The organism is Pseudomonas sp. Van50 (assembly GCF_055390755.1).
The window spans coordinates 3,837,227-3,861,781 of record NZ_AP024343.1 but is presented as its reverse complement, the minus strand read 5'-3'; the positions used below and the strand labels follow the sequence as shown (position 1 = coordinate 3,861,781).

General features: G+C 61.6%; 14 protein-coding genes, 1 tRNA gene and 2 pseudogenes. 3 read left to right on the top strand and 14 right to left on the bottom strand.

From position 1 onward, the window contains the following. Positions 1-164: 164 nt before the first annotated feature. The 3 genes from ACZ5M5_RS16250 to ACZ5M5_RS16240 form a co-directional block, all read right to left on the bottom strand. Positions 165-1,961: a DAHL domain-containing protein gene (locus tag ACZ5M5_RS16250; protein ID WP_464737615.1), complete on the bottom strand. Its 1,797-nt coding sequence runs from the start codon at positions 1,959-1,961 to the stop codon at positions 165-167. Between the two features lie 266 nt (positions 1,962-2,227). Further along, a complete protein-coding gene (locus ACZ5M5_RS16245; RefSeq protein WP_081015426.1) occupies positions 2,228-3,082 on the bottom strand; it encodes a prohibitin family protein in 855 nt (284 codons plus the stop codon). A gap of 124 nt (positions 3,083-3,206) precedes the next feature. Continuing rightward, positions 3,207-3,294, bottom strand: a tRNA-Ser gene (locus ACZ5M5_RS16240). A 124-nt stretch (positions 3,295-3,418) separates the two neighbouring features. Here ACZ5M5_RS16240 and ACZ5M5_RS16235 point away from each other — a divergent pair. Beyond that, entirely contained in the window at positions 3,419-4,090 is a 672-nt protein-coding gene (locus tag ACZ5M5_RS16235; protein ID WP_025213780.1) for a Bax inhibitor-1/YccA family protein, read from the top strand. Positions 4,091-4,472: 382 nt separating this feature from the next. Further along, positions 4,473-5,822 carry a hypothetical protein gene (locus tag ACZ5M5_RS16230; protein ID WP_060742226.1) on the top strand — a complete coding sequence of 450 codons (1,350 nt, stop codon included), beginning with the start codon at positions 4,473-4,475 and terminating at the stop codon, positions 5,820-5,822. 41 nt (positions 5,823-5,863) lie between these two features. Here the strand turns inward: ACZ5M5_RS16230 and ACZ5M5_RS16225 are convergent, their stop codons facing one another. Further along, positions 5,864-6,301 carry an Lrp/AsnC family transcriptional regulator gene (locus ACZ5M5_RS16225; RefSeq protein ID WP_003202176.1) on the bottom strand — a complete coding sequence of 146 codons (438 nt, stop codon included), beginning with the start codon at positions 6,299-6,301 and terminating at the stop codon, positions 5,864-5,866. 133 nt (positions 6,302-6,434) lie between these two features. On the opposite strand from ACZ5M5_RS16225, the gene ACZ5M5_RS16220 reads away from it, so the two are divergent. After that, positions 6,435-7,328, top strand: a complete 894-nt coding sequence (locus tag ACZ5M5_RS16220) for a DMT family transporter (RefSeq protein ID WP_060742227.1) — start codon at positions 6,435-6,437, stop codon at positions 7,326-7,328. A 15-nt stretch (positions 7,329-7,343) separates the two neighbouring features. Here the strand turns inward: ACZ5M5_RS16220 and ACZ5M5_RS16215 are convergent, their stop codons facing one another. The 10 genes and pseudogenes from ACZ5M5_RS16215 to treZ form a co-directional block, all read right to left on the bottom strand. After that, entirely contained in the window at positions 7,344-8,969 is a 1,626-nt protein-coding gene (locus tag ACZ5M5_RS16215) for an NADP-dependent glyceraldehyde-3-phosphate dehydrogenase (protein WP_192260186.1), read from the bottom strand. Between the two features lie 271 nt (positions 8,970-9,240). Further along, the gene (locus ACZ5M5_RS16210; RefSeq protein ID WP_192260187.1) at positions 9,241-10,155 is read right to left on the bottom strand and encodes an autotransporter domain-containing protein; all 915 of its coding nucleotides are present in this window, start codon (positions 10,153-10,155) and stop codon (positions 9,241-9,243) included. Positions 10,156-10,449: 294 nt separating this feature from the next. Continuing rightward, positions 10,450-12,909: an autotransporter family protein gene (locus ACZ5M5_RS16205; protein WP_464737614.1), complete on the bottom strand. Its 2,460-nt coding sequence runs from the start codon at positions 12,907-12,909 to the stop codon at positions 10,450-10,452. A gap of 181 nt (positions 12,910-13,090) precedes the next feature. After that, positions 13,091-13,855 (bottom strand): endonuclease/exonuclease/phosphatase family protein, encoded by a 765-nt coding sequence (locus ACZ5M5_RS16200; RefSeq protein WP_219734525.1) that lies wholly within the window; start codon positions 13,853-13,855, stop codon positions 13,091-13,093. 264 nt (positions 13,856-14,119) lie between these two features. After that, positions 14,120-14,884 carry a PIG-L deacetylase family protein gene (locus ACZ5M5_RS16195; RefSeq protein ID WP_060742232.1) on the bottom strand — a complete coding sequence of 255 codons (765 nt, stop codon included), beginning with the start codon at positions 14,882-14,884 and terminating at the stop codon, positions 14,120-14,122. A gap of 252 nt (positions 14,885-15,136) precedes the next feature. Further along, a pseudogene (glgX, locus tag ACZ5M5_RS16190) lies at positions 15,137-17,295 on the bottom strand (glycogen debranching protein GlgX). A 228-nt stretch (positions 17,296-17,523) separates the two neighbouring features. Then, the gene (locus tag ACZ5M5_RS16185; protein WP_060742234.1) at positions 17,524-17,868 is read right to left on the bottom strand and encodes a DUF2934 domain-containing protein; all 345 of its coding nucleotides are present in this window, start codon (positions 17,866-17,868) and stop codon (positions 17,524-17,526) included. Between the two features lie 20 nt (positions 17,869-17,888). Next, positions 17,889-20,674, bottom strand: a pseudogene (locus tag ACZ5M5_RS16180) (malto-oligosyltrehalose synthase). Beyond that, entirely contained in the window at positions 20,671-22,749 is a 2,079-nt protein-coding gene (gene malQ, locus ACZ5M5_RS16175; RefSeq protein WP_464737613.1) for a 4-alpha-glucanotransferase, read from the bottom strand. The pseudogene ACZ5M5_RS16180 and the gene malQ overlap by 4 nt, the downstream one beginning before the upstream one ends. Next, positions 22,746-24,548, bottom strand: coding sequence for a malto-oligosyltrehalose trehalohydrolase (gene treZ, locus ACZ5M5_RS16170; RefSeq protein ID WP_464737612.1), 1,803 nt, complete (start codon positions 24,546-24,548; stop codon positions 22,746-22,748). The genes malQ and treZ overlap by 4 nt, the downstream gene beginning before the upstream one ends. Between the last annotated feature and the right edge of the window lie 7 nt (positions 24,549-24,555).

Here is a 24,555-nt window from a genome sequence, read left to right as displayed (position 1 = left end):
GCGGTCAGCAGATTCAAATTCTGGGTGACAGGCACACCGCCATCGCGAGCAAGCTCGCTCCCACAGTTTTTCCCGGGTGCCCATCAAGAGTGCGTCCATCATAGATCCCCTGTGGGAGCGAGCTTGCTCGCGATCTCGGTAGGTCAGCCTGCGTCTTTCGCTGATCAGGCGCGCGCCAACTCCAACGGGATCTCCAGGGTAAACAGCGCGCCTTGCCCGGGGCCGTCGCTATGGACATGGAGGCGGCCGTTCATTTCAACCGCCGCCAGGGCGCAGCTGTGCAGGCCAAAGCCATGACCGTCCTTGCGGGTGGTGAAACCATGGTTGAAGATGCGCGCCAGGTTTTCTGGGGAAATGCCTTCTCCGCGGTCCTTGACGCTCAGGCACAGCTGGGTTTCGTCGAGGATACGGATCCCCAGGGTCATTTCACGCGGATGTTCGCTGATATGCGACATGGCGAATTTGGCGTTGCTGATCAAGTTGATCAGGATCAGCAACAACCTGTGCTTGTCCCCCATGATCGCGGGTACGTCCTGGTAATCCTTGATGACGGTGACGTGGTGCCGGCTCAGGGCGCCCGAATTCATGCGCAGCGCATCTTCGAACAGGTCGCTGACGTTGAGCGGTTCGATCAGCCTGGCGGCCCCTGCGTAAGTCTGTTGAGTCGTGACGATTTCCTTGATGTGATCGATGCTCTTGGTCAACTGTGCCAACTCATCGATCAGCAGTTTCTGTTCGGCGGCAATGGAGTCGACCAACTCGTTGAAATAACGCGGCAGCAACCGGCCTTTTTCATCAAGGGTAATGAACCGGCCAAGGTCCTCGGCATGTTCGTTCATCATGTTGACCGCTTTCGTGAGTCCCTGCGTCTTGCTGCTCCTTAACTTGCGAGTCACCAGCTCGGCGGAGATATTGACGCTGTTGAGCACATTGCCGACGTTGTGCAACACATTCGTCGCGATTTCGGCCATGCCCGCCATTCGGGCCGCATCCACCAGTTCGCGCTCGGCTTCCATCAACTCACGGGTACGCTCCTGCACGCGCTCTTCCAGGCGTTCGTTGGACGATTGCAACGCTTGGTTGATCTGATTGATCACGGCATAGCTGCGAACCAGGCGCACCGCCAGGTAGATCATCAGCAGAGCCATCAGACTGGCGCACACGGCCAGGTAGATGTGGTATTGACGGTCGGTTGCGGCAGTCCTGCGCTGTGTCTCGTTCAACAGCTCATTGATGTTGTCCAGTTCCTGGGCAACCGGAATGACGCTGATGCGGTCAAGCAGGTCATTGACCACCGGTTGCTCCTGGACAATGGTCTTGACGTGCTGGATGAGGCTGCTGAAGGGCGCCTGATAGGCGGCGGGCAACTGGTGAATGTACGGCTCCAGCTCAGTCAACTTGCCTTGTATTTCCCGGGCTTTGTCCGTCGTGACGTAAAGCCCGAACTCCAGTGTCGTCAGGGTCAACTCAAGCACATTGGACGCCGCGGTCAGGCGCTCCAAGGGGCTTTCGATATGCATGTCCTTGAGCAGCGTTTGAATCTGGTCTTCGGCCTGCGGCAGCGCATCCAGGGACGTGCGCAGCCGGGCGTTGTGTTGTTCGAATTGCTCCACCAGCAAGGTCTTGTTCTTGACGGCATCCACATAACCGTTGCGCCGGGACGCCCAAAGTGCCGCCAGGGGGCCGGAGTTGTTGAGTCGTTCCAATTGCTGCCAGCGACTGTCGGCCTCCGGGGGCGGGGCCAGTGACAGGTTGTTGTTGATGCCGATCTTTTTCCTCAGGATCTTGCCGTTCCAGTTCGCGTCAGATTGTTTGAGTTGACGAATGAAGTCGCGGGACTCGAAGTAGGTCGATGAGTCGTACGTGTATGACTTGATCAAAAAGAATATCAGTGCGGAAAACACAATAAGCGCGACGGCCAACAGGGCGGGCCATTTATATTTTTTGATAAGAGTGGTCACGCGACTCTCCTGTCCAGGGTGCTTATCGAATGCGTCGGTGAATTGCCGAGGGGAGGGAGTTGCTCAAGGCATGAGCCGAAGGGGAGGCGAGATAAACGTCGTGCGGTGGAGCGTGTCGGTCTGCTTTTGCCTGGGTACACGTTGAGCTCCCTGCTAACGATGAACGTGGGGTTCATTGCCGAGTGTAGCGCTAACGAGAGGGGCGGTGCTTGGTGAGGGCGCTTCGGGATGAAGCAGGCGCGGCCAGGCAGGCCGCGCCAGGGGGATTACTTGATGTCGATGAAGGGCATGGCGCTGTTCGGCAGCACGGTGGTGGGCAGCACACCATTCCAGCGCTCGGCCTTGGTCAGCTCCACCAGGTTCTGGTTGCTGGCCAGGGCCTGGGCCCGCGCCTTGATGGCCTCGGCTTCGGCTTTGCCGCGCAGCTCGGTTGCCAGTGCGTCCGCCTTGGCCTGGGCCACTTGCGAATCGGCTTCCGCCTGGGCCTGGGTCACCCGGATCTGCGCCTGGACCTGCTCGGTGGCGAGTTGTTGTTCGCGGGTCTTGACCTGGACTTCCGCGGCCATGCGCGCTTCGATGGCTTTTTCGTAGGCATCACTGAAATCGATGTTTTCGACCTGGACGCTGTCGATGATCACGGGCCCGGTAATGGTGGCCTTGATGGCCGTGGAAATATCGTTGACCAGTTGGACGCGGTTCTGCACGGCAGCCACGGCGTTGAACTTGCCAAAGACGTTTTCCACCTGGGTCGGCACCTGGCGGCTGATCATCCGGTCGCGGATGCCTTCAAGGTCCTTGAACTGGGTATAGACCTTCGCCACGTCGGAAGGGGCGATATGCCAGGACACGGACACCTTGAGCTGGGCGGATTGTTGATCCTTGCTGTAGGCCTGCAGGTCTTCGTAAGCGGTGACTTGGCTCTGGACGCTGATCATGCGTACGGATTCGATGAAGGGCGTCTTGAAGGACAATCCCGGTTCAACCACCCCGACCAGTGCCCCGTTGCGCAGCAGCACGCCGCGCTCGGTCTCGTCGACCGTGTACCAACTGCCGAACAGTACGCACAACAAGACGATGCCGATGATTGCAGCACCGATGGAGCCGATGGTTTTGCTGGTCACTTTTCTTTCCTTGATTGGCTTGGGAGGGTTTGCCATAGCGGTGTCCAATGTTGAAGCTGCAATTGGCGTTCTGAATGCCAGACACGAAAAAGCCCTGAATAATCAGGGCTTTAACGTTAGAAGATGGCGGAGGCGATGGGATTCGAACTCATGGACCTGTTACAGTCGACGGTTTTCAAGACCGTTGCCTTAAACCACTCGGCCACACCTCCGTATTGCGTTGCGGGCGCCATAATACCCGAATGAAACACACTGTCAAACTCTCTACGTAGCTTGTTACAGAGCGTCTGTTATGATCCTTGCCACTGAATGTTTCAAAACCGGAGGAGTGTCGCCATGCGCGAACAGGATTACGCAGTGAACAACAGCGTGCAGGCTGAGCAGCTAGAGGTTAGCCGCGTCCTGCGCAACACTTATGGCCTGCTGGCACTCACACTCGCTTTCAGCGGTGTGATGGCCTACGTCGCACAACAGATGCGGGTGGGTTACCCGAACATCTTCGTCGTGCTGATCGGTTTCTATGGCCTTTTCTTCCTCACCAACAAACTCCGTGATTCGGCCTGGGGCCTGGTGTCGGCTTTCGCCCTGACCGGCTTCATGGGCTTCCTGCTCGGCCCGATCCTCAATCGCTACCTGCAAATGCAGGGCGGCGCCGAAGTGGTCAGCTCGGCCTTTGCAATGACCGCCCTGGTATTCGGTGGCCTGTCGGCCTACGTGCTGATTTCCCGCAAGGACATGAGTTTCCTCGGCGGTTTCATCACCGCAGGTTTCTTCGTCCTGATGGGGGCCGTGCTGGCCAGCTTCTTCTTCCAGATCAGCGGCCTGCAACTGGCGATCAGCGCCGGCTTCGTGCTGTTCTCGTCGGTCTGCATCCTGTATCAGACCAGCGCCATCATCCACGGCGGCGAGCGCAACTACATCATGGCGACTGTCAGCCTGTATGTATCGATCTACAACCTGTTCGTCAGCCTGCTGCAGCTGTTCGGCCTGATGGGTCGTGACGACTGATTGCATCCACGATGAACGAAAAGCCCGCTTCGGCGGGCTTTTTTTCGCCCGTGTTTTGAGTTGTGGCCAATGGCCAACAAAAAATCTGAAACAGATGGCACCTTTGAATAAATGATCTACACCTAGGAAATGGAAGCGTATTGCCATGGGAGGCAAGAAGTGGATCGCTTGGTTACCTACCTGAATTTCCCCCCATTAAGTATTCGGCCACCGAGCCCGGTCTGGTCGTGGCCGTTCGTTGGGATTGAGGGCCTATCAAGGCGACTCCGCAGGACCGTGAGCAGGCTTGGGCATCGTGCTGCAGCCTGATAACAGAAGGAGGCCCTGCACATCGGCCAGGAATCCGATGCGATAGCAGGCGTTTCCCTATAAGGAGATATTGATGAAGCAGCCTCAAGGAAAGATCATCGCGTGGCTGGCCCTGACGGGGGTATTGTCCACCGCTAGCGTCCATGCCGGAGTCTTCCCCGATTTCGGCTACGCCCCGCCCAAGAGTGCATACTCCGGAGCGCCGTTCCAGCTCAGCCAGGATTATCCGAAGGTGGCCCCGGGCGCAGCGTCGGTACCGGCATTCTTCCAACATTTGCCCAAGACATTCTCCAATGACTTTGAAACCTGGCGCCCGTACATGGAGGAAGTGAAGAAGTATTGCTTGGAAGGCAATACTGAAATTGGCTGGAAGGTACAGAAGAACAAGGTTCGCCAGTGGTATCACATGCCTTGGCAGCATTACGGTCCCAACGGTCGTGAAGGCATCAGCGGGCTGACCAAGGAGGCACCGATTCAGCCCGGGCAACTGGCAAGTACGCAGACCGACAGCGGGCAGACCTACGCGGTGGGTATCTATAACGATATAGGGGCCTACACCATCGGCCAGGTCTGGAAAGACCCGGATAATCCAGACCCAAGCCATACCTCCAAACCCAAGAGTTTTGCCAACGGCACGGTGGTCTGCAAGGCGCTGTTCGCCGATATAGACGTCAAGACGGTGCCGTTCCTGGCGAACCCATTGCTCTGGAACGCCTACACCGCCGAAACCTTCACTTCGACCAAACGGCACGTCACCAAAGTGGCGCTGATTCAGATGGACATTGCCGTGCGCGACACCCGCGTGAGCGATACCGGCTGGCTGTTCGGCACGTTCCAATACAACGGCGCCAAGACCGGCAAGGCGAATTGGAACAACCTGGTGCCGGTGGGGATCATGTGGGGCAATGATCCCAAGGTAACCGGCAACGACTTTACCAACCCCAAACCGGTGGTCACCAAGATCAACCCGGCCCTGAAACAGACCGCGATCAACGCCAACACCCAGGAACTGCCACCGACCCACCTGGGTTGGAACGGGCGACTCAATGGGCCGGTGGACAACCCCCAGGCGTCCTGCCTGAGTTGCCACATGACCGCCGAGTACCAGCAACTGGCGATCATGAACCCGACGTTCCAGGCCAACCCGCCACCTGTGGGAGGCGATGTCTGGATGCAATGGTTCCAGAACATTCCGGCCGGTCAGCCGTTCAGCCCGGGCACGCAAAGCACGGACTACAGCCTGCAACTGTCCGGAGCCCTGGCCAATTTCTACGACTGGAAGTGCAACCACAGCGGCGTCTATGCCGATGGCGTCAATGCCTGCACCAAGCTCCAGACGCTCAGGTTGATCAAAGCGAGCAACGCGCCTGAGGAACAAGTGCACAAAGTGCAGCGCAGTCCCGAGTTGGAAGAGCTCGAGTAACCCGCTTTCCCGGCCTCGGGCGATCCGAGGCCGGTTTCCACTCACGCCATCGGCGGCAACCGCCGCTTGACCGGGGTCTTCTTGACGATGGCCGTATTGGTCTCGGCGTGGACATTGAGCTTGTCCAGCAAGGTATCCAGCTGTTCCATCGAGCGCACATGCAGGCGCGCGATGAAACAGTCGTCGCCGGTGACCTTGTCGCATTCGGTGAATTCAGCGATGGCCTGGATCTGCCGCTCCACTTCCTGCAACTGTCCCGGTAGCGGGCGGATGCGCACGATGGCCTGGAGTTGATAGCCGAAGCACTTGGGGTCCACTTCGACGGTGTAGCCCCTGAGCACGCCGCGTTCCTCGAGCCGGCGAAGACGTTCGGCGACACTGGGGGAGGACAGGCCGCTGAGGTTTGCCAGGGCCTTGAGGGAGCGTCGGGAGTCTTCCATCAGGGCGCTGATGAGGATCTGGTCAATATCGTCAGTCATTTCAGCTCCATTAGGCGAATGCGTGAAGTTGCCTTGATAAAAAAGGTCGAAACGCAGTTTAGCCTTTTTCAAGCCATGGAGAAGGTTCGGGTCGGCTCGGCATACTGTGCCCACTTGCTGAAGGAGCCTGAAGATGGACAAGACCTTACGCCGCGGTTCGCTGGAAATGACCGCCGCCATGCTGATCTCCGGAACCATTGGTTGGTTCGTGCTGGTTTCCGGTTTGCCGGTGCTGGATGTGGTGTTCTGGCGCTGCGTGTTCGGTGCCGTGACTTTGCTGCTGATCTGCGCCGGTTTCGGCTTTTTGCGGCCCGGCATCCTCACCCGTGCCACCTTCCTGCTGGCGGTGCTCAGTGGTGTGGCGATCGTCGGTAACTGGGTGTTGTTATTTGCCTCTTACTCCCGTGCTTCGATCGCCATCGGCACGGCGGTGTACAACGTCCAGCCGTTCATGTTGGTAGGCCTGGCGGCGTTGTTCCTGGGGGAGAAAATCACTGCGCAAAAACTGTTCTGGCTGGCGGTGTCGTTTCTCGGAATGCTGGCCATCGTCAGTGCCCATGGTGAGCAAGGGCAGGGCGGCGGTGACTATCTGCTGGGCATTGCGTTGGCGCTGGGGGCGGCGTTGTTGTACGCCGTCGCGGCGTTGATCATCAAGCGTCTGACGGGCACGCCACCCCATCTGATCGCCCTGATCCAGGTCAGCACCGGCGTGTTGCTGCTGGCGCCCTGGGCGAACTTCTCGGCGTTACCGCAACACGCCCAGGCCTGGGCCAGCCTGTTGACCCTGGGCATGGTGCACACCGGCGTGATGTACGTGCTGCTGTACAGCGCCATCCAGCGGTTGCCGACCGCGTTGACCGGGGCTTTGTCGTTCATCTATCCGATCGCGGCGATCTTCGTCGACTGGTTCGCCTTCGGCCATCGCCTCGAACCGCTGCAATGGCTGGGGGTGGCGGCGATCCTGCTGGCGGCTGCCGGCATGCAACAGGGCTGGGGCATCAAGTGGCGTCGCCCAGCCCTGTCGTAGCCCTCCGGGCGTGGATCAGAAGATGTAGTCCGTGGTCAGGAAGTTGGAATCCCGCTCACGGATGATGTCGCTGATCAACGCCTTGTTGCTCTCCTGGAACTTGGTCGCCACCAGCGTGCGGATGGAAAAGGTGCGCAGCGCATCGTGGACGGACAAGGTGCCCTCGGCCGAGTTCTTCCGGCCATTGAACGGGAAGGTGTCCGGGCCACGCTGGCACTGGGCGTTGATGTTGATGCGGCCGACCTGGTTGGCGAAGGTGTCCACCAGCTTGCCGACTTGTGCCGGGTCGGTGCCGAAAATGCTGAGTTGCTGGCCGAAGTCGGACTCCAATACGTAATCGACCACGGTGTTGAGGTCGCGGTACGGCACGATGGGCACGACCGGGCCGAACTGTTCTTCGTGGTAGACCCGCATCGCCGTGTTCACCGGATACAGCACCGCCGGATAGAAGAACGAATTGCGCGATTCGCCACCGTGGACATTCTTCACTTCCGCGCCCTTGGCGACCGCATCGGCGACCAGTGAATGCAGGTAGTCGACCTTGCCCGCCTCGGGCAGCGGCGTCAGCGCCACACCGGCTTCCCACGGCATGCCGGGTTTCAGGCCGGCCAGCTTGGCGTTGAATTTCTCGATGAATGCCGGTGCCACGTCTTCATGGACAAACAGGATTTTCAGCGCCGTGCAGCGTTGGCCGTTGAAGGACAGCGAGCCGGTCAGCGCCTCGCTGACCGCGTTGTCCAGGTCCACATCCGGCAGCACCAGCCCGGGATTCTTCGCATCCAGCCCCAGGGCGGCACGCAAGCGGTGCGGGCGCGGGTGGAGTTTCTTCAGGTCGCTGGCGGCTTTGTTGGTGCCAATGAAGGCGAAGATGTCGATCTTGCCGCTGGCCATCAGCGCGCTGACGGTTTCCCGGCCGCTGCCGTAGATCACGTTGATCACACCCGCCGGGAAGCTGTCGCGGAAGGCTTCGAGCAGCGGCCGTACCAGCAGCACACCGAGCTTGGCCGGCTTGAACACGACGGTGTTGCCCATGATCAAGGCCGGAATCAGGGTGGTGAAGGTTTCGTTCAGCGGATAGTTGTAGGGCCCCATGCATAAGGCCACGCCCAAGGGAACGCGACGGATCTGCCCGAGGGTGTCCTGTTCCAGCTCGAAACGGCTGGAGCGGCGGTCCAGTTCCTTGAGGGCATTGATGGTGTCGACGATGTAATCGCAGGTGCGGTCGAATTCCTTCTGGGAGTCCTTGAGGTTCTTGCCGATCTCCCACATCAGCAACTTGACCACGGCTTCGCGCTGCTCGCGCATGCGCGCCAGGAAGGTTTCCACATGGCGGATGCGCTCGGCGACGCGCATCGTCGGCCACTGGCCCTGGCCGCGATCGTAAGCCCGGACGGCGGCGTCCAGGGCGGTGAGGGCGGTCTCGGCATCCAGCAGGGGCGTGCTGCCGAGAATCACTTGTTCATCACCCAGCTCGCCGGTCAGGTAGACGGGGCTGCGGACGACGGCCAGCGGCCCTTGCCAGGTTTGCAGGACGCCGTCGACCAGGTATTCGCGCTGCTCGATCCGACCTTCGAGGCGGTAGGCGTCGGGGATGTCGGCGGCACCGGGGAACAGGTTGGCGAGGAAGGGGGCTGTGGTCATGTCGTTACTCCATCAATGAAATGAGCCATGGGCGAACGGCTTGCAGGCGTGAAACGCTTTTAGCGTTATACGCCTTAATGGAGGTGTTTTTTAAGTGGCAGCAGATCGCTTGCGCCGGACGACGTCGTAAGAGCTATGTAGGACCTATGTAGGAGCTGACGAGTGAAACGAGGCTGCGATCTTCCCCCGGACACTTGAGTCCCAAGCGAAAGATCAAAAGATCGCAGCCTCCGGCAGCTCCTACACAAGGGGATCGACTACAGAGTTGACGTCACCAGCGCATCCGCACCCCCATGCTGGTAATGATGCCGTTGAGGTCGTTGTCGTCGACGTCACTGCTGTAATCGGCGCTGACATACAGGCTTACCGCCGGCGTGACCCGGGCCACCAGGCCCAGGCCGACTTCGACGGTAGAGGATTTTCGGCTGCTGCTGATCTTGTCGACCTTATCCAGGGACACTGTGCCGGCGCCCTGGACGGTGTGCCACAGGTTGGTTCGCAGGTAAGGCTCCACGCCGAGGCCGTTGACCTGGTAGTTACCTTTGAGGCGTGCGCCAACGCGGCCGCTCCAACTGCTCAATTCATCGCCGGTGCCGCTCTCGGCATTCGGCGTATCGAGGGTGACGCGCTGGTTGATCAGTTGCGCCTGGGGTTCGACCACCCAGTGGGTGCTGATGCCAATAGGGAAGCCACCTTCGACCGACAGCGTCACCGCATGGCCTTCGGTGGCCTGGCGCTGGCCTTGTTCGGTGCGGCTGTAGCCGTTGACCCGGCCGCCGCTGGCGCTCAGGTCGACGTGCCAGCCCGCGGGGCCGGTCAGGCTCCAATAGGCGCCGAGGCTCGAACCTTTCAGGTTGAGGGCATCTTTGTCCGGGTCGGCCAGCGCGGGCATCACCAGTAGGCCGCCACCGGTTGAAATGATCTGGTGTTGCCCACTGATCAGTCCCATGCGCTGGGTATGACCGTCGCCGTGGCGCAATGTGAACAGGGCGGGGCTTTTGCCGGAAGGAGGTTCACTTCCAACAAGTGCGGTATCGAGGTGGGTGGATGATGTTCGGTCGTACCAGGGCTGCACGGTCTCCTCGGCAGGCCAGGCCTGGACCTCCATGGATGAAAGCAGCAGCAACGATGTCGAGACGGTATGGAAAGTGGTGGTGAACTCTTGTGGACGGAGGGAAGTTTTCATGGGGGCCTGCCTTGCAATCGCATGCGTTTCTCGCTTTTCTGGCGTCTCTCCTACCCCGAATGAGGGGCGACCGAATGGATTGGGGCAAGCCTCTGGCGGCCCGTCTTGACGGGTTCCAGAGGCCTGCCCCTGACTGTATTTCCGGGGGTAGTATGGTGTAGTCAAGAAGACTGATGGCGGCGCGTCAAGAAAATGAACGATGAATGGCATGCTGAAATCAGCGCTAATAAAGTGCTGATTTCAATTGGTTATTGTGGTGGATGTTCGGGCGTCAAGCCTCTGTCGTAGGCCCGCCTACCAACTGATCCGAAAACCGACGTTGCCCATGACACTGTGTTGCTGGTTGCTGTCGAGGTTTTGGCTGTAGTTCGCGCCGGCGTACAGGGCGACGCTGGGCGCCAGGCTCACGTTGACGCCAATCCCGAGGTCGCCGGTGGAGGCGCGCTGCTGGGTCTCGACCCGTTCGGTGTCGTCGAATATCACCGAGTCGGTGCCGGAAAACGTATGCCAGAGATTGGCGCGCAAGTACGGTTCCACAGGCATGCCGCTGACCTGGTAGCGGCCCTTGAGCCGCGCACCGAGGCGGCCGGTCCAGGCACCGTCGGAATCGAATTCGACCTTGGAGACCCCATCGTTTTGCGTATCCAGGGAGACCTTTTGGTAGATGATCTGGGCCTGGGGTTCAAAGTCCCAGTCAGTGGTCACCTTGAAGGGGTAGCCGGTCTCCGCCGAAGCGGTCAAGGCGTGCCCGCGATTGTCGATTTTCAGGCCACGCTCGGAACGGTTGTCGCCGTTCAATCGCGTGCCCATCACCACGGCGTCGACATAGCCGCCGTTGGGGTCGGTGAGCGTCCAGTAGAGCCCGTAGCTGTCGCCGTCGAGTTCTATCTTGCCGGCGCGCCGACCTTCGAAACCCAGGTTGAAGCCTTTGACATTGCCGTTCAATTCCGTGTGCCCGACGAAGAAGCCAATGCGCTGGGTCTGGCCGCCGGACAGAAGCGAGCTGTACAAATCGTTGCCCACCTGGAACCCCTTGATCGACCCATCGAACTGCGGCGTCACCGTACCGGCCCAGGTTTTATCCAGGTCTACGCCATAGACCCGGCCCCAACCCGCGCCGAACGCGCCGGTTTCCGTGAGCAGGCGCTGGTCACCCTGACGGTCATGGAACGTACCGAGGGCCATTAACGTCAATTGCGCCGCCGCCGGAGGCAGTACCGACCAGGTCGGCACTTCCGGGCGATACAACGGGATGGGGGCCGCGCCGGGCACTGCGGTTGGCAAGGGCGGCAGCGTCGGCACGGGGGGCGCGCCCGGCGCGGGAGGCGCCGTCGGGATGGGCGCCGCTACTGGTCCGGCGACCACGGTGGAGCGCAGGTACCAGTTGTTTTGATTATCGCTCACGCCGCCTTTGAACAGGCGGTAGTCGAACGCGCCGGCCGAGACGGACTGCGCCAGGGAAAAGGCATCGATGTTACTGACCGCGCCTCCCTGGGCCTGGACCACTTCGATGCCGTCCTGGGTCGTCTGTGCGCCCGTGCCGCCCAGGTTCGTGACCGTGATGGCGGTATTGCCGGTGAGTGTCCCGCCATTGACCACCAGTTTGTCGCTGGCGGAGCCATCGGCACCGACGGCCGTTTGCACATGCAACTGGCCATTGTTGCCGACGTAATTGCCTTGGACGGTAAGCGTGTCGTTGGTGCGAGTGTTGCCCTGGGTAAGGTCTATCGTGCCGGCGTTGTTGAGCGTCGCCAGTTGACCGGCAGTAAAAGGGGCGATGACGCCTTGGGTCGCCGTCAGCGTGCTGCCGCTCTCGATGTTGAGCGTCCCGGTGCCGGTGGCGCTGTCACCCAACGTCAGCGTGTCGTTAAGGTCCAGTTGCGAGCCTTGGGTGAGGTTGACCGTTTCCCAATTGAGGTAGCGGGCGCCGGTGCTGGAGGTGCTGCCTTCAAAGGTCAGGATGTCTTGGCCCAATCCGCCATTCACGCTGGGGGTGATGCTCAGTCCGGCTTCATCGAGGTTGCTCAACAGCGCCGTGTCGTTGCCGTCACCCATCAGGATGGCCGAGTGAATGAGGCCGCCGCTCCACTGAAACTGGTCATCGCCGGCACTGGCCCGGACCTCACCGAGGATTTCGCCGCCGCTGACGGTAATGCTGTCGTTGCCGCCGCTGACACTGACATTGCCGCCGATGCGTCCCGCGGAGAGGATGATGGTGTCCTGGCCGAAACCGGTCACCAGGTTGCCGATGATATTGCCGCCGGACATATCGAAAACGTTGTCATCGAGCTTCATGTCGACCCGGCCGATGGTACCGCCCGTCATCTTGGCGATGTCGCCGTCTTCGAATGCATCGACGATGGTGCCACCGGTCATCAGGAATTGATCGAGGCCGTCGCCTTGGGCCAGGGAGAGGATCCTGCCGCCGTTCATGACGAAAGAGTCGGCTTCCGAGCCTTGCTCGACATCACCGTCAATCACGCCGTTGGCGTTGATCTCGAGGGTGTCGACGCCGGTGCCGAACGTGACGTCGCCGGTAATGACACCGCTGCCGTTGGCGGGCATGGTCAGGCTGTTGTTGCCTGAAAGGTCCGTCAGCCCGGGGCTGGTGCCGCTGTCGCAGACATAGGTGTCATTGCCGGCGGTTGGCGCCAGCGTGCAGGCTGCCATGGCGGCGGGTGCGGGTAACAGGAAGGGAGCCGATACCCACAAGGCGTTGAACAGCCGATTGAATCCTTTATCGTGCCGAATCATGTGCTATCCCTCTGCATCGGCATCCCCATGGATACCGGTTTCAGCATCGGTTGCACAACAGATGGCACACAGGGCCTGGCAACGCTCGCTGTATGGAATGGCACCGTAGCAACGAATAAAGGGCGTCGCTACTGTCAGAACTTACAGGTCCACGGGCAGAAAGCCTGAGGAAATGCCTGCTCTACAAATGCACTTCCACCGAAAGCGGCAGATGATCGCTCAGGTGGGTCCAGGGTTTGTTGCCCAGTATTTGCGGGGAATGACTGCTGGCGTTGCGCAAGTAGATGCGGTCCAGGCGCAACAGTGGGAAGCGGGCCGGATAGGTCCTGGCGGGGCGGCCCAAGTGGTGTTCGAAGGCTTCGTGCAAGTAACCTCGACGGGCGAGGGCGAGGTTGCCGCGCAGTTGCCAGTCGTTGAAGTCACCGGCAATGATCACCGGTGCGTCCGCAGGCAGCGAGTCGAGCAATTGGCAGAGCAGCTTGAGCTGTAACTGGCGATGGCTTTCCAACAGGCTCAAATGCACGCAGATCCCGTGGACCGCGGCGTGGCCTGGCACATCCAGCACGCAATGCAACAACCCGCGCCGCTCGGGGCCGGTGATGGACACGTCGAGATTGCGGAACTGGCGGATCGGGTACTTGGAAAGCAAGGCGTTGCCATGGTGGCCATCGGGGTAGACCGCATTACGGCCGTAGGCGAAGTCGCTCCACATGCTGTCGGCGAGGAATTCGTACTGGGACGTCTGGGGCCAGTTGTCGTAGCGTGACGCGTGGCGGTCATGTTCGCCGAGCACTTCTTGCAGGAACACCAGATCGGCACCGGTACTGCGCACCGCTTCGCGCAATTCCGGCAGGATGAAGCGCCGGTTGAGGGCGGTGAAGCCCTTATGAGTGTTGACCGTCAGGACCCGCAGCCGATGAACCGCCGCAGGCGCGTCCGATGGCATTGGTTCGACAGCTCGCCAATCGGGATCTTGAGTCACGTTCACTCCTGAATCAGACGTACTTGTTCATGCGACTGATCCAAAGCGCCGGCAGTTCCGGATTTTTCGTGTCCCTGCCGGGTTCGTCGAACCTGGCCTGCCGCTATCGCGAGCAAGCTCGCTCCCACAGGGGAGGTGCAAATCCAATGTGGGAGCGAGCTTGCTCGCGATAGCGGTGTATCTGAACCACCGCCATCGCGAACAAGTCCAGTTCCTACAGGCAGGCGTTCAGATGAAGACAATCTCATAGGGCAAGCCCATCCGGTCAAGGATGACCCTGGGCAACAGCGGGGCGATGCCGCTCGCCGGTTCGCCGCTGAGTTGGCTGACGTAGGCGTGCATGGCGTGACGTTTGCGGGCGGTGGTCCAGACGTCGAGGCGCAGTTTGCGGGCCCGGTGCCAGGGGATTTTATTCTGCTCGCGGACCGGCCAGTGCCAGGCCCACACCGGCAGCTCGTTGAACGCCACTCCGATCCTGTCGGCGGCCAGGGCCCCAGCGCGTCCGACAGTGTCGTGGTCGCTGTCGCCGTCCTGGCGCCAGGTGCTGAACACCACGTCACCGGGGCGCAGGTGACGGGCAATAAACGTGGCCAGTTCGGTTTCGTGTTCGGCCAGGTTTTTTTCCGGAAAACCGCCGCGCACCCATTGCAGGCCATGGGCGGCGATGCCCAGGCGATGCAGGGCGTCGACGCTTTCCTGGGGGTGAGGGCGGTGCACACGCAGGCGTTCGTCGTTCCACAGCGGTGAGCCGGGGTGGGCCAGGGCGCCATCGGTGACCGAGATCAGCAACATGGGCTGGTCCAGGTTGTTCAGCAATTGCAGCAATCCGCCACAGGCGCCGACCTCATCGCCCGGGTGCGGGGCAAGGATGACGGCGCGAGCGCCGGCGGGAATGAGTGTCTGGGTACTGATGATCGGAATATCGGCCAATTGCGCAGCACTGTTCCAGATTTGCGGGTGCTGCCGGCCAGGCAGGCGAGAGGCGGGCTTCATAAGCGACATCCTTGTTATGTGTTCAATCTTTCAGCCATGCACCGTGCCTACTGTCCGATGGCACCGATGGGGCATGACTGCGATTCACAGCGCTCCGAATCCTGGAGACTACCGCAGGGGGAAGTATTGACCATGTCAGCCGATCCGTCTCGTGACATGTGCATCTGAGCTGCATTTTTTTCTTGAAACTGGACGGTGTGGAATAAAAAACCGCGTCCTTGCGGTTCCTTATGGCTGTTCACAGCAGGTATTTCAATCCTCTTCTTCGCGTTGCAGTTCGAACAGCAGCAGCGAGCGCCCGGTGACAGAGTATTCGGAATCGAAATCGAAGCGCTCCTGCCCACGAACGGTCGGCTGGTTGGTGTCGACCATGCAGGTCCAGAAACTGCCCTCCGGGACTTCCGGCAAGCGGAAGTTGACGATGTCATGATGCGCGTTGACCACCAGCAGCAGCGTCGCATCGCCCCCCTTGCGCCGAATGCCGGTTTCCTGGGCACGGCCGTCCATCAGCATGCCGAGGCAGCGACCATGGCTGTCCTGCCATTGTTCGATGGTCATTTCGCTGCCGTCCGGGGCCAGCCAAGTCACGTCCTTGACGCCGATGTCCTCGTTGTAATTACCCACCAGGAAGCGTCCGCGTCGCAGGATCGGGTAGGTCAGGCGCAACTTGATCAGGCGCTTGACGAACTTGAGCAGCGTCGCGCCATCCTCGCTCAGGTCCCAGTTGACCCAGCCAATCTCGCTGTCCTGGCAATAGGCATTGTTGTTGCCGTGCTGGGTACGGGCAAACTCGTCGCCGGCGACGATCATCGGCGTGCCTTGGGCCAGCAGCAGGGTGGCGAAGAAGTTGCGCATCTGCCGATGGCGCAGCGCGTTGATCTGCGGATCATCCGTCGGGCCTTCGACGCCATGGTTCCAGGACAGGTTGTTATTGCTGCCGTCCTGATTGTTCTCGTCGTTGGCTTCGTTGTGCTTGTCGTTGTACGACACCAGGTCATGCAAGGTGAAACCGTCGTGGGCAGTGACGAAGTTTACCGAGGCATACGGCCGCCGGCCACGCTGGTTGAACATCTCGCCCGAGGCGGTCATTCGGCTGGCAAAGTCGGCGAGTTGGCCGTCATCACCCTTCCAGAAGGCGCGTACCGTGTCGCGGAACTTGTCGTTCCACTCGACCCAGCCTGGCGGGAAATGCCCCACCTGGTAGCCCCGGGGCCACAGTCCCAAGGCTCGGCGATCATTTTTACCTGGCGCAGCACCGGATCCTGGCGGCAGGCGACGAGGAAGCTGTGGCGCTCGTCGAAACCGTCATGGTAACGGCCGAGAATGGTCGCCAGGTCGAAGCGGAAGCCATCGACGTGCATTTCCGTGGCCCAGTAGCGCAGGGAGTCGGTGACCATCTGCAGCACGCAGGGATGGCTCAGGTCCAAGGTGTTGCCGGTTCCGGAGTCGTTGATGTAGTAGCGTTTGTCGTCGGGCATCAGCCGGTAGTAGGAGGCGTTATCGATGCCGCGCATGGACAGGGTGGGGCCCTGTTCGTTGCCCTCGGCGGTGTGGTTGTAGACCACGTCGAGGATGACTTCCAGGTTGGCCTCGTGCAGGTGGGCGACCATCTCCTTGAACTCGGCGATCTTGCCGCTGGCCAGGTAGCGCGGGTCGGGCGCGAAGAAGGCAATGCTGTTGTAGCCCCAGTAATTGGTCATGCCTTTGTGCAGCAAGTGCTGGTCATTGACGAAGGCATGGATGGGCAGCAGTTCCACCGAAGAGACACCCAGCTTGCGGATATGCTCCAGCACATCGTCGACCATCAGCCCGGCGAACGTACCGCGCAGGTTCTCGGGCACCGACGGGTGACGCATGGTGAGGCCGCGCACATGGGTTTCATACAGGATGGTCTTGTCCCAGGGCACGCTGACGCGATGGTCGTGGCCCCAGGTGTGCGCGGGGTCGATGACTTTGCACTTGGGAACGAACGGGGCGCTGTCGCGCTCATCGAAGCTGAGGTCGCCGTCGGGGTGGCCGATGGTGTAGCCGAACAGGGCTTCGGACCACTTCAATTGGCCGACCAGTTGCTTGGCGTAGGGGTCGATCAGCAGCTTGTTCGGGTTGAAACGATGACCGTTCGCCGGGTCATATGGGCCATAGACCCGGTAGCCATAGATCAATCCCGGGTGGGCATCGGGCAGGTAACCGTGGTAAATTTCGTCGGTGTACTCCGGCAGCTCGATGCGTTCGAGTTCGACTTCGCCGGCATCATCGAAAATGCACAGTTCGACCTTGGTGGCATTGGCTGAAAACAGCGCGAAATTGACCCCGAGGCCATCCCAGGTTGCACCCAGTGGAAAAGGCAGCCCTTCACGAATCCGCGAAGCCTCGATAACGGGCGGCGGCGTGGTTTTGTTTGGACGGGTCATAGTTGCTCCTGCAAAAAAACAGACAGATACAGCGATGCGGTTCACTTGAAAGGGATGGCATCACCCTTCACCTGTGGCGAGGGGATTCATCCCGTTACGTGGGACAAAGTTGCTTTTCTGTGGGAGCAAGGCTTGTCCGCGATAAAGCGATGCGTTCCTCCGGACATCGAGGCGCCTGTTTCGCGAGCAAGCGTTGCTCCCACCTGACGAGGAGACCGATAGGAGGAATCAAACCGCCGGCGGCTTGCGCGGTGCACGCGGCTTTTTGTCGGTAGTCTTGCTCGCCGGTGGCACGATCGCTGCGGCAGGCTTGGCCGCCGGCTTGACCTTGGGCGTGGTACTTTTCGCGGCGGTCTTGGCCGTGGTGGCCTTGGTTGCAGCAGGCTTGGCGCCATCGGTCTTGCTGGTCGTCGATTTACTCGCGGCCTTGGCTGGCTTGCTGGGTGCCAGGGCCTCGGCTTCAGCCAGTTTGCGCGCCATCTCCCAGTGGCGTTTTTCCTGCCCGGCAGGCTTACCTTCGGACTCCCAGATCTGATAGGCGAATTCGCGAATGCGTTTATCGTCGGTACTCATCGCAGTGCTCCTGATTCAACTCAAGGTTGGATAAAGACATTGACCGGGAAATCCCCAGCGCGGTGCTGATCAGCAGCTCCCTTTGGGGTGTGACTGTTGCGCTTGAAAAAAGTCCCTTCAGTTTTTCATCCTTGGCGGCGAACGGTAACGATACGCGGGTATCGCCCCAATCCGACGCAGCCACCAGCGGCACGGCACTGTTTTCCAGCAAGTGCGCCGCATGGACAGGTACCACAATGATCGCCCGTTGTTGCGAGTCCTCGCGCATGAAGGCCAATACCCGATGGGCCTGCTCACCGAGCACGTCCAGCGGTTGGTAGCGGCCCTGGCGCCATAGCTGTGGATATTCGGCTCGCACGGCCAGTGTCCGGGCGATCAATGCCTGTTTGATCCGGCCGTCACGCCAATCGCGTACCAACGCGGCTGGGGGGCTGTCGGCCTGCATCGCTTCGCGGCGTGCCTGGAAATCCACCGGGCGACGGTTGTCCGGGTCCACGAGACTGAAGTCCCAGAACTCGTTGCCTTGGTACAGGTCCGGTACGCCGGGTACGGTCATGCGCAGCAAAGTTTGCGCCAGACTGTTGAGGGCGCCCGCCGGCGCGACGGCCTGGACCGCCTCGGCGATGGCGTTGCGCAAGGGCAGCCCCTCATCGCCCAGCAGCAGGCGTTCGAGGAACATCTGGGTGGCTTGCTCATAAGCGTCGTTGACCGCCGCCCAGCTGCTTTGCAACTTGGCTTCGCGCAGGGCCTTGCGTTGCCATTGCCACAGGCGCTCGTTGTAGGCGGCCAGCGCCTGGTGGTCCTGGAGGTCGAGGTCCAGCGGCCAACTGCCTAGCAACGCCTGGTACAGGATCAGTTCATCACCGGCCGAGGGCGCCGCCGGGTCGCTGTGCAGCGAAGGCGAGAGGATGCGCCATTGTTCCACGCAGGCGGCGTACCAGTCGGCGCGCTCGCTGAGCACGGCCAGCCTGGCGCGGGTGTCTTCGCCGCGCTTGTGGTCGTGGGTGGCGGTGGTCATCAGGTTGTCGGGAAAGTGCTCGAGGCGTTCGGCGCACACTTGGTGGAACGCCTGCGCCGGGGCGCTGAAACGCTCGGTGTCATAGCCCACGTCATTGCGCGACAGCAGCACCGCCGAGCGATAGAGAGCGGTGTCCTCCACGGCCTTGGCGGCGGCCGGCGAGGTCAGTTGCTGGAAGCGTACGCAGGCGTGGCGCAGGCGTTTGCGCTGGCTGCCGCGGGGGCGTTGTCGCCAAGGCATGCCACCGAGCCAGCCCGCCAGGCAGTCGAGCACCGGCCAGTCGGCTTCGCTGAGGGTTTGCCGGGCGCCTTCCAGGGCCTGGTTGAAAAACACCTGGTCTTCAGCAGAGCGCCCCAACGGCGTGATGTAGGTGCGATACACCGGGAAATGCACGACCAATTCCTGCAAGGCCCGCCGAATCGCGCCCAGGGTCAGGTCGCGGGTCATCACATCGTCCCGGGCCACTTGCAGCAGGGCCTGGGCAACGCTTTCGAAATCCCCGGCCAAGGAGCCATTGAGTATCTGCTGGCGAGCCAGGCGGGCTTCTTCGATGAAGTGCGCCGGCCGCTCACTGTGCCGGCTCCAGAATTCGGCAAGGGGGGCGGCACCGGCCGGGTCATGCTGCAACAGCGAGACCTGGTTCATGAACTCGTAGCCGGTACTGCCGTCGATGTTCCAGTCCCGCCGCAACGTCTCGCCATCGCCGAGGATCTTCTCGACGAAAATCGGCAAGTGTCGGCTCGGCGACAGCGAGTTCACGCGTCGGCGCAATTTGCGGCAGTAACCACGAGGGTCGGCAAGACCGTCGATGTGATCGATCCGCAGCCCATCCACCAGCCCTTCGCCGATCAATTCGAAGATCTTGGCATGGGTGGCTTCGAATACCGCCGGACGCTCGACCCGCAGCCCGCCCAGTTCATTGACATCGAAAAAGCGCCGCCAATTGATGTCGTCCGCCGCGGTGCGCCAGCTGGCGAGCCGGTAGCTCTGGCGCTCCAGTAGCTGATGCAGGCGTTCGAAACCCTGGGGCTGGGTAGCGTCGTAGCCAGCCAGGTTGGCCTCGATGGCGGCCAGGATGCCGGCGTGTGCCGCCAGGTCCCGCAACTCCGTTTGCAGCGGACGAGCGAGGGCGTGGGCATCGGTCTGGTAATTCAGCGTGGTGAAGCGCTCAGCCAGGGTCTTGAGCGATTCGGCCTGTTCGACGGGCAGGGTTTCGGTGGGTTTGAGCAGCTCGCCGTAGTGCATCGGGCAAATCGGGAAGCGGTGTTCATAGTGTTCGACGTAGAAGCTGCCATGGGTGGCATCGAAGCGCAGTCGCAAGGTGCCTTCCTGCAAGGCCACGCCGTAGTCGCTGCCCAGGAACGGCAGCAACAACTGGCCTTCCATCAGCGGGTCGGGAGAATGCCACTGGATGTCGAAGAACTCGCCGTACGGGCTGAGTCGACCCCACTCCAGCAGATCCAGCCACCAGGGATTGTCATTGCCGCCGACGGCCATGTGATTGGAGACGATGTCGAGGATCAAGCCCATCCGGTGCTCGCGCAAGGCTGCAACCAGACGCTTGAGCGCGGCTTCGCCACCCAGTTCGGGATTGACCAGGGTCGGATCGACCACGTCGTAGCCGTGCATGGAGCCGGCCCGGGCCTTGAGCAGCGGAGAGGCATAAATGTGGCTGATGCCCAGCGCAGCGAAGTACGGCACCTGGGGTATGGCATCGTCCAGGGTGAAGCCTTTATGGAACTGCAGGCGCAACGTTGCCCGCAGAGGTTGGATCAATGGTTGTTTCATCGGTCACGCTCGTTCGCCTGAAGTCTGGCGCAGGCGAGTATTTCCAGACGCCGGGCGGCGTCCGGGTGATCCAGCAACGCCTGGCTCTGCCGGGCCAGGCGACGGCGCCAATTGGGATGGGTGTCGATGGTGCCGGGCAGGTTGGCCTGCTCCTCGATGCCCAGGGCATCTTCGAGCGGCAACAACACCAGCGGTGCGCGGGTGTGACCGAGGAAACGCACGCTGGCATCCAGCACCTGGTCGGTCTCGCGGTGTTCTTCGCGAAAATTCTGCGGATCCTGATTCAGCGCATGGCGCAGACCTTCGCGTTCGCGCTCGCGGTGCTTGCGCCAGTCCATTTCGGTGTGGGAGTCGATCAGGTCCAGCCGGGCGTTCCAGTCGATGTCGTGACCGTGCCACCAGCCGTTGAGCGTTGGCAAGTCATGGGTGCTGGTGGTGGCGAGGGCGTTGTCCGGCCAGTCGAGGATGGGTTTGAAATGGGTGTTGTCCTGTTCGAACAGCAGCACGCGCATGCCGAGGATCGAGCGGGCGCTGAGTTTGTCCCGCAAGCCATCCGGCACGGTACCGAGGTCTTCGCCCAGTACGATGGCCTGGTGCCGATGGGATTCCAGTGCCAGCAGGCGCAACAGGTCGTCCACCGGGTAATACAGGTAGGCACCGTCGCTGGGTGGGGCGTCGTTGGGAATCACCCAGAGCCGTTGCAAGCCCATGACATGATCGATGCGCAAGCCACCGGCGTGGGCAAAGTTGGCCCTTAGCATTTCAATGAAGGCGCGAAAGCCGTTGCGCACCAGGCCTTCCGGGGAAAACGCCGAAATGCCCCAGCCTTGGCCGGAGCGATTGAGAATGTCCGGCGGTGCGCCTACGGTCAACGAGGCGAGCAGTTCGTCCTGCCGGCTCCAGGCCTGGCTGCCAGCGCCATCGGCACCTACCGCCAGGTCGGCGATCAGGCCGATGCCCATGCCGCTGGATTTGGCTGCGCTCTGGGCGCGTTCCAGGCAGCGGGCGATCAACCATTGGCAAAAGGCGTAGAAACCGATTTCGTCGGCATTTTCTTCGGCGAAATGGGCCAGGACCGCGCTGCGCGGATCGCGCCATTCTTCCGGCCACTGCCGCCAGTCGAGGCTTTCGCCATGGGCGGCGCGTTCGGCCTGCAAGGCCTCGAAGCGGCAATGGTTTTCCAGGGCTTCGCCGCTGGTGTGGCGGAAACTGCTGAAGTCTTCATGCAGCGGATGCGCGCCCTGGCTGAACCCGTCGTACAGGGCGCGGAGGATTTTCTGCTTGGCCTGGGCGGCGACTGGCCAATCGATCAGCGGCTGCTCTTCCAGGTTGCGCAGTTGGTTGGTCAAGCCGGTGGCGTCGATGGCGGTGCGCAGGGCGCGTTCACCGAGGATGGTGCCGGGGGCGGCGTACAGGCTGTTGAGGAACAGTCGGCTGGAAGGCGAGTAAGGGCTGTAGCGCCCGGTGTCGCTGCTGAACATCGCGTGCATCGGGCTGATGGCAATGGCCTCGGCACCGCGCTCGCCAGCCACCCGAGCCAGCTCTTCCAGGGCTTGGGTATCACCGAAGCCGCCGTCACCGGGGCGTCGCAAGGCATACAGCTGCGCGCTCAGGCCCCAGGCCCGAGGCGTCGGGTCGTCCACCGCATCGGCCACGCTGTAGCAGCGGGCGGGCGCCACGGCCAGGGTGAAATGCTGGTCCCGGATGCTGACATGCTGATAACCCACCGGGACCATGCCCGGCAGCCTGCCGTCGGCACCGAGGTTCAGATTCAGTGTCGCGCCGTCTTCGAGCTTGATTTCGCAGGGCATCCCGGCCTCGAAGTAGCGGCTCAAGTCCAGGCTGGCCCCGACGTCAGCGGTGATCAGCGGCGGCAGTTGATGGTTCTGTTGATCTTCCTGCAGCTGCAGCAGGCTGGCATCGATTTCCTGGGCGCTGCCGGCTGGATGGCCCAGGCCCGTGAGGACTGAACGCAAGACCGCCGGCGAGACTTTCTGGGCCCGGCCGTTGGCATCGATCCAATCCACCGCCAGGCCCGCTCGGCCGGCGAGGATTTCCAGTTGCGCATCGCTCATTGGCGCTCTCCAGTGATGTTGGGCAAGGTTGTCGCCTGCGTCAGACTGACCAGCGCGCTGTAGGGCGCAAGGACGCCCTGTTGCAACAGACCCACGACCTGCTGCGGATGTTCGAAAAGAATGCGTGCCTCTTCCGGGGCGTGGTGTTCGACGGGCTGGTCGCCAAGGTTCAGGTCGATGCGCAACACACTGCCATCGCCCAGTCGCCAGCGTGCGCTGACGGCGCCATGGCCCAGCACATCGGCCCCCAGGGCCTGGGCACCGGGCAGGCGCGGGACGATCTCTTCACGGCGGATTTTCAGCAGTTGGCGATACAGCGCCTCGCTGGCTTGCTGCTCCGCGCGTTGCGATTCCAGGCTTGGACGTGAAGCCTCGAAGGTGCTGGCCGCGTTGGGGTCGGGAATCCGCTCGCGTTTCTGCGGATCGGCAAAGGCGCTGAACGCCTTGAACTCGTTGCGTCGGCCTTCGCGCACGAGTTCTGCCAGTTCGCCGTGATGACTGGTAAAGAACAGGAACGGTTGTTCGGCGGCCACCTCATCGCCCATGAACAGCAGCGGGATCATCGGTGACAACAGCAACAGGGCTGTCGCCGCTTGCAAGGCCTGGGGCGCGGCGAGCTGATGCAGGCGTTCGCCCAGGGCACGGTTGCCGATCTGGTCATGGTTCTGCAGGAACAGCACGAAGGCGCTCGGTGGCAGGTGACCGCTGGGTTCGCCCCGGGATTCGCCGTGGCGATTGGTGTGACCCTGGAAGACGAAACCCTGGCTCAGGCAACGTGCCAGTTGTTCCGTCGGCTGCTCGGCATAGTCGGCGTAGTAGGCGTCGGTCTCGCCAGTCAGCAGTACGTGCAAGGCATTGTGGCCATCGTCGTTCCACTGGGCGTCGTAGCCCTGTTCCAGCAGGCTGGCCTGGTTGTGTTCGTTTTCCACGGTCAGCCAGACATGCCGGACCGGGTCCACCTGTTCGCGCACCCTGGCCGCCAGCTCCTGGAGAAAGTCCGGGTCTTCGATGGCGTGTACCGCGTCGAGGCGCAGGCCGTCGAAGCGGTATTCCAGCAGCCACATGAGCGCATTGTCGATGAAGAAGTCCCGCACTTCGCGGCGGCGGAAATCGATCGCCGCGCCCCAGGGCGTGTGCTTGTCTTCGCGGAAGAAGCCCTTGGCATAGCGGTGCAGGTAGTTGCCGTCGGGGCCGAAGTGGTTGTAGACCACATCCAGGATGACGGACAGCCCATGGCCGTGGGCGCTGTCGATCAGATGCTTGAGCTGTTCAGGCGTGCCGTAGGAGGCTTGGGGCGCGTAGGGCAGGACCCCGTCGTAGCCCCAGTTGCGATCGCCGGGAAACTGCGCCAGCGGCATCAGCTCGATGGCGGTGACGCCCAGCCCGGCCAGGCGGGCCAAATGCTGTTCGACACCGTTGAAACCGCCCAGGGCGCCCACGTGCAATTCGTAGATCACGGCTTCGTGCCAGGGGCGGCCGGACCATTGGGTATGCCGCCATGGGTAGGCATGGGGGTCGACCACCACGCTGTGGCGGTCGATGTCGCCGGCCTGGGCGCGAGAGGCCGGATCGGGCACCTCCAGCTCGCCATCGATGTTGTAGCGGTAGCGGGTGCCGGCGGGGCAACGGGTCTGGATCATGAACCAGCCGTCGGCTTGGGGCAGTAGCGGTATCGAATCTCCAGTGTCGAGTTCGACACTGACAAAAAAGGCATCCGGGGCCCAGAGGGTGAAGCGGGCGTGCTCGTCATCCAGCATGACCGCCCCGTGGGTCCATGTCTCAGGCGTCCTTGACGTCATTGTTACC

Coding starts and splice junctions, on each gene's coding strand:
- ACZ5M5_RS16195 (WP_060742232.1), bottom strand. CDS start 14,884: ATGAAGCCCGCCTCTCGCCTGCCTGGCCGGCAGCACCCGCAAATCTGG.
- ACZ5M5_RS16205 (WP_464737614.1), bottom strand. CDS start 12,909: ATGATTCGGCACGATAAAGGATTCAATCGGCTGTTCAACGCCTTGTGG.
- ACZ5M5_RS16210 (WP_192260187.1), bottom strand. CDS start 10,155: ATGAAAACTTCCCTCCGTCCACAAGAGTTCACCACCACTTTCCATACC.
- ACZ5M5_RS16220 (WP_060742227.1), top strand. CDS start 6,435: ATGGACAAGACCTTACGCCGCGGTTCGCTGGAAATGACCGCCGCCATG.
- ACZ5M5_RS16235 (WP_025213780.1), top strand. CDS start 3,419: ATGCGCGAACAGGATTACGCAGTGAACAACAGCGTGCAGGCTGAGCAG.
- treZ (WP_464737612.1), bottom strand. CDS start 24,548: ATGACGTCAAGGACGCCTGAGACATGGACCCACGGGGCGGTCATGCTG.
- ACZ5M5_RS16215 (WP_192260186.1), bottom strand. CDS start 8,969: ATGACCACAGCCCCCTTCCTCGCCAACCTGTTCCCCGGTGCCGCCGAC.
- malQ (WP_464737613.1), bottom strand. CDS start 22,749: ATGAGCGATGCGCAACTGGAAATCCTCGCCGGCCGAGCGGGCCTGGCG.
- ACZ5M5_RS16225 (WP_003202176.1), bottom strand. CDS start 6,301: ATGACTGACGATATTGACCAGATCCTCATCAGCGCCCTGATGGAAGAC.
- ACZ5M5_RS16185 (WP_060742234.1), bottom strand. CDS start 17,868: ATGAGTACCGACGATAAACGCATTCGCGAATTCGCCTATCAGATCTGG.
- ACZ5M5_RS16200 (WP_219734525.1), bottom strand. CDS start 13,855: ATGCCATCGGACGCGCCTGCGGCGGTTCATCGGCTGCGGGTCCTGACG.
- ACZ5M5_RS16230 (WP_060742226.1), top strand. CDS start 4,473: ATGAAGCAGCCTCAAGGAAAGATCATCGCGTGGCTGGCCCTGACGGGG.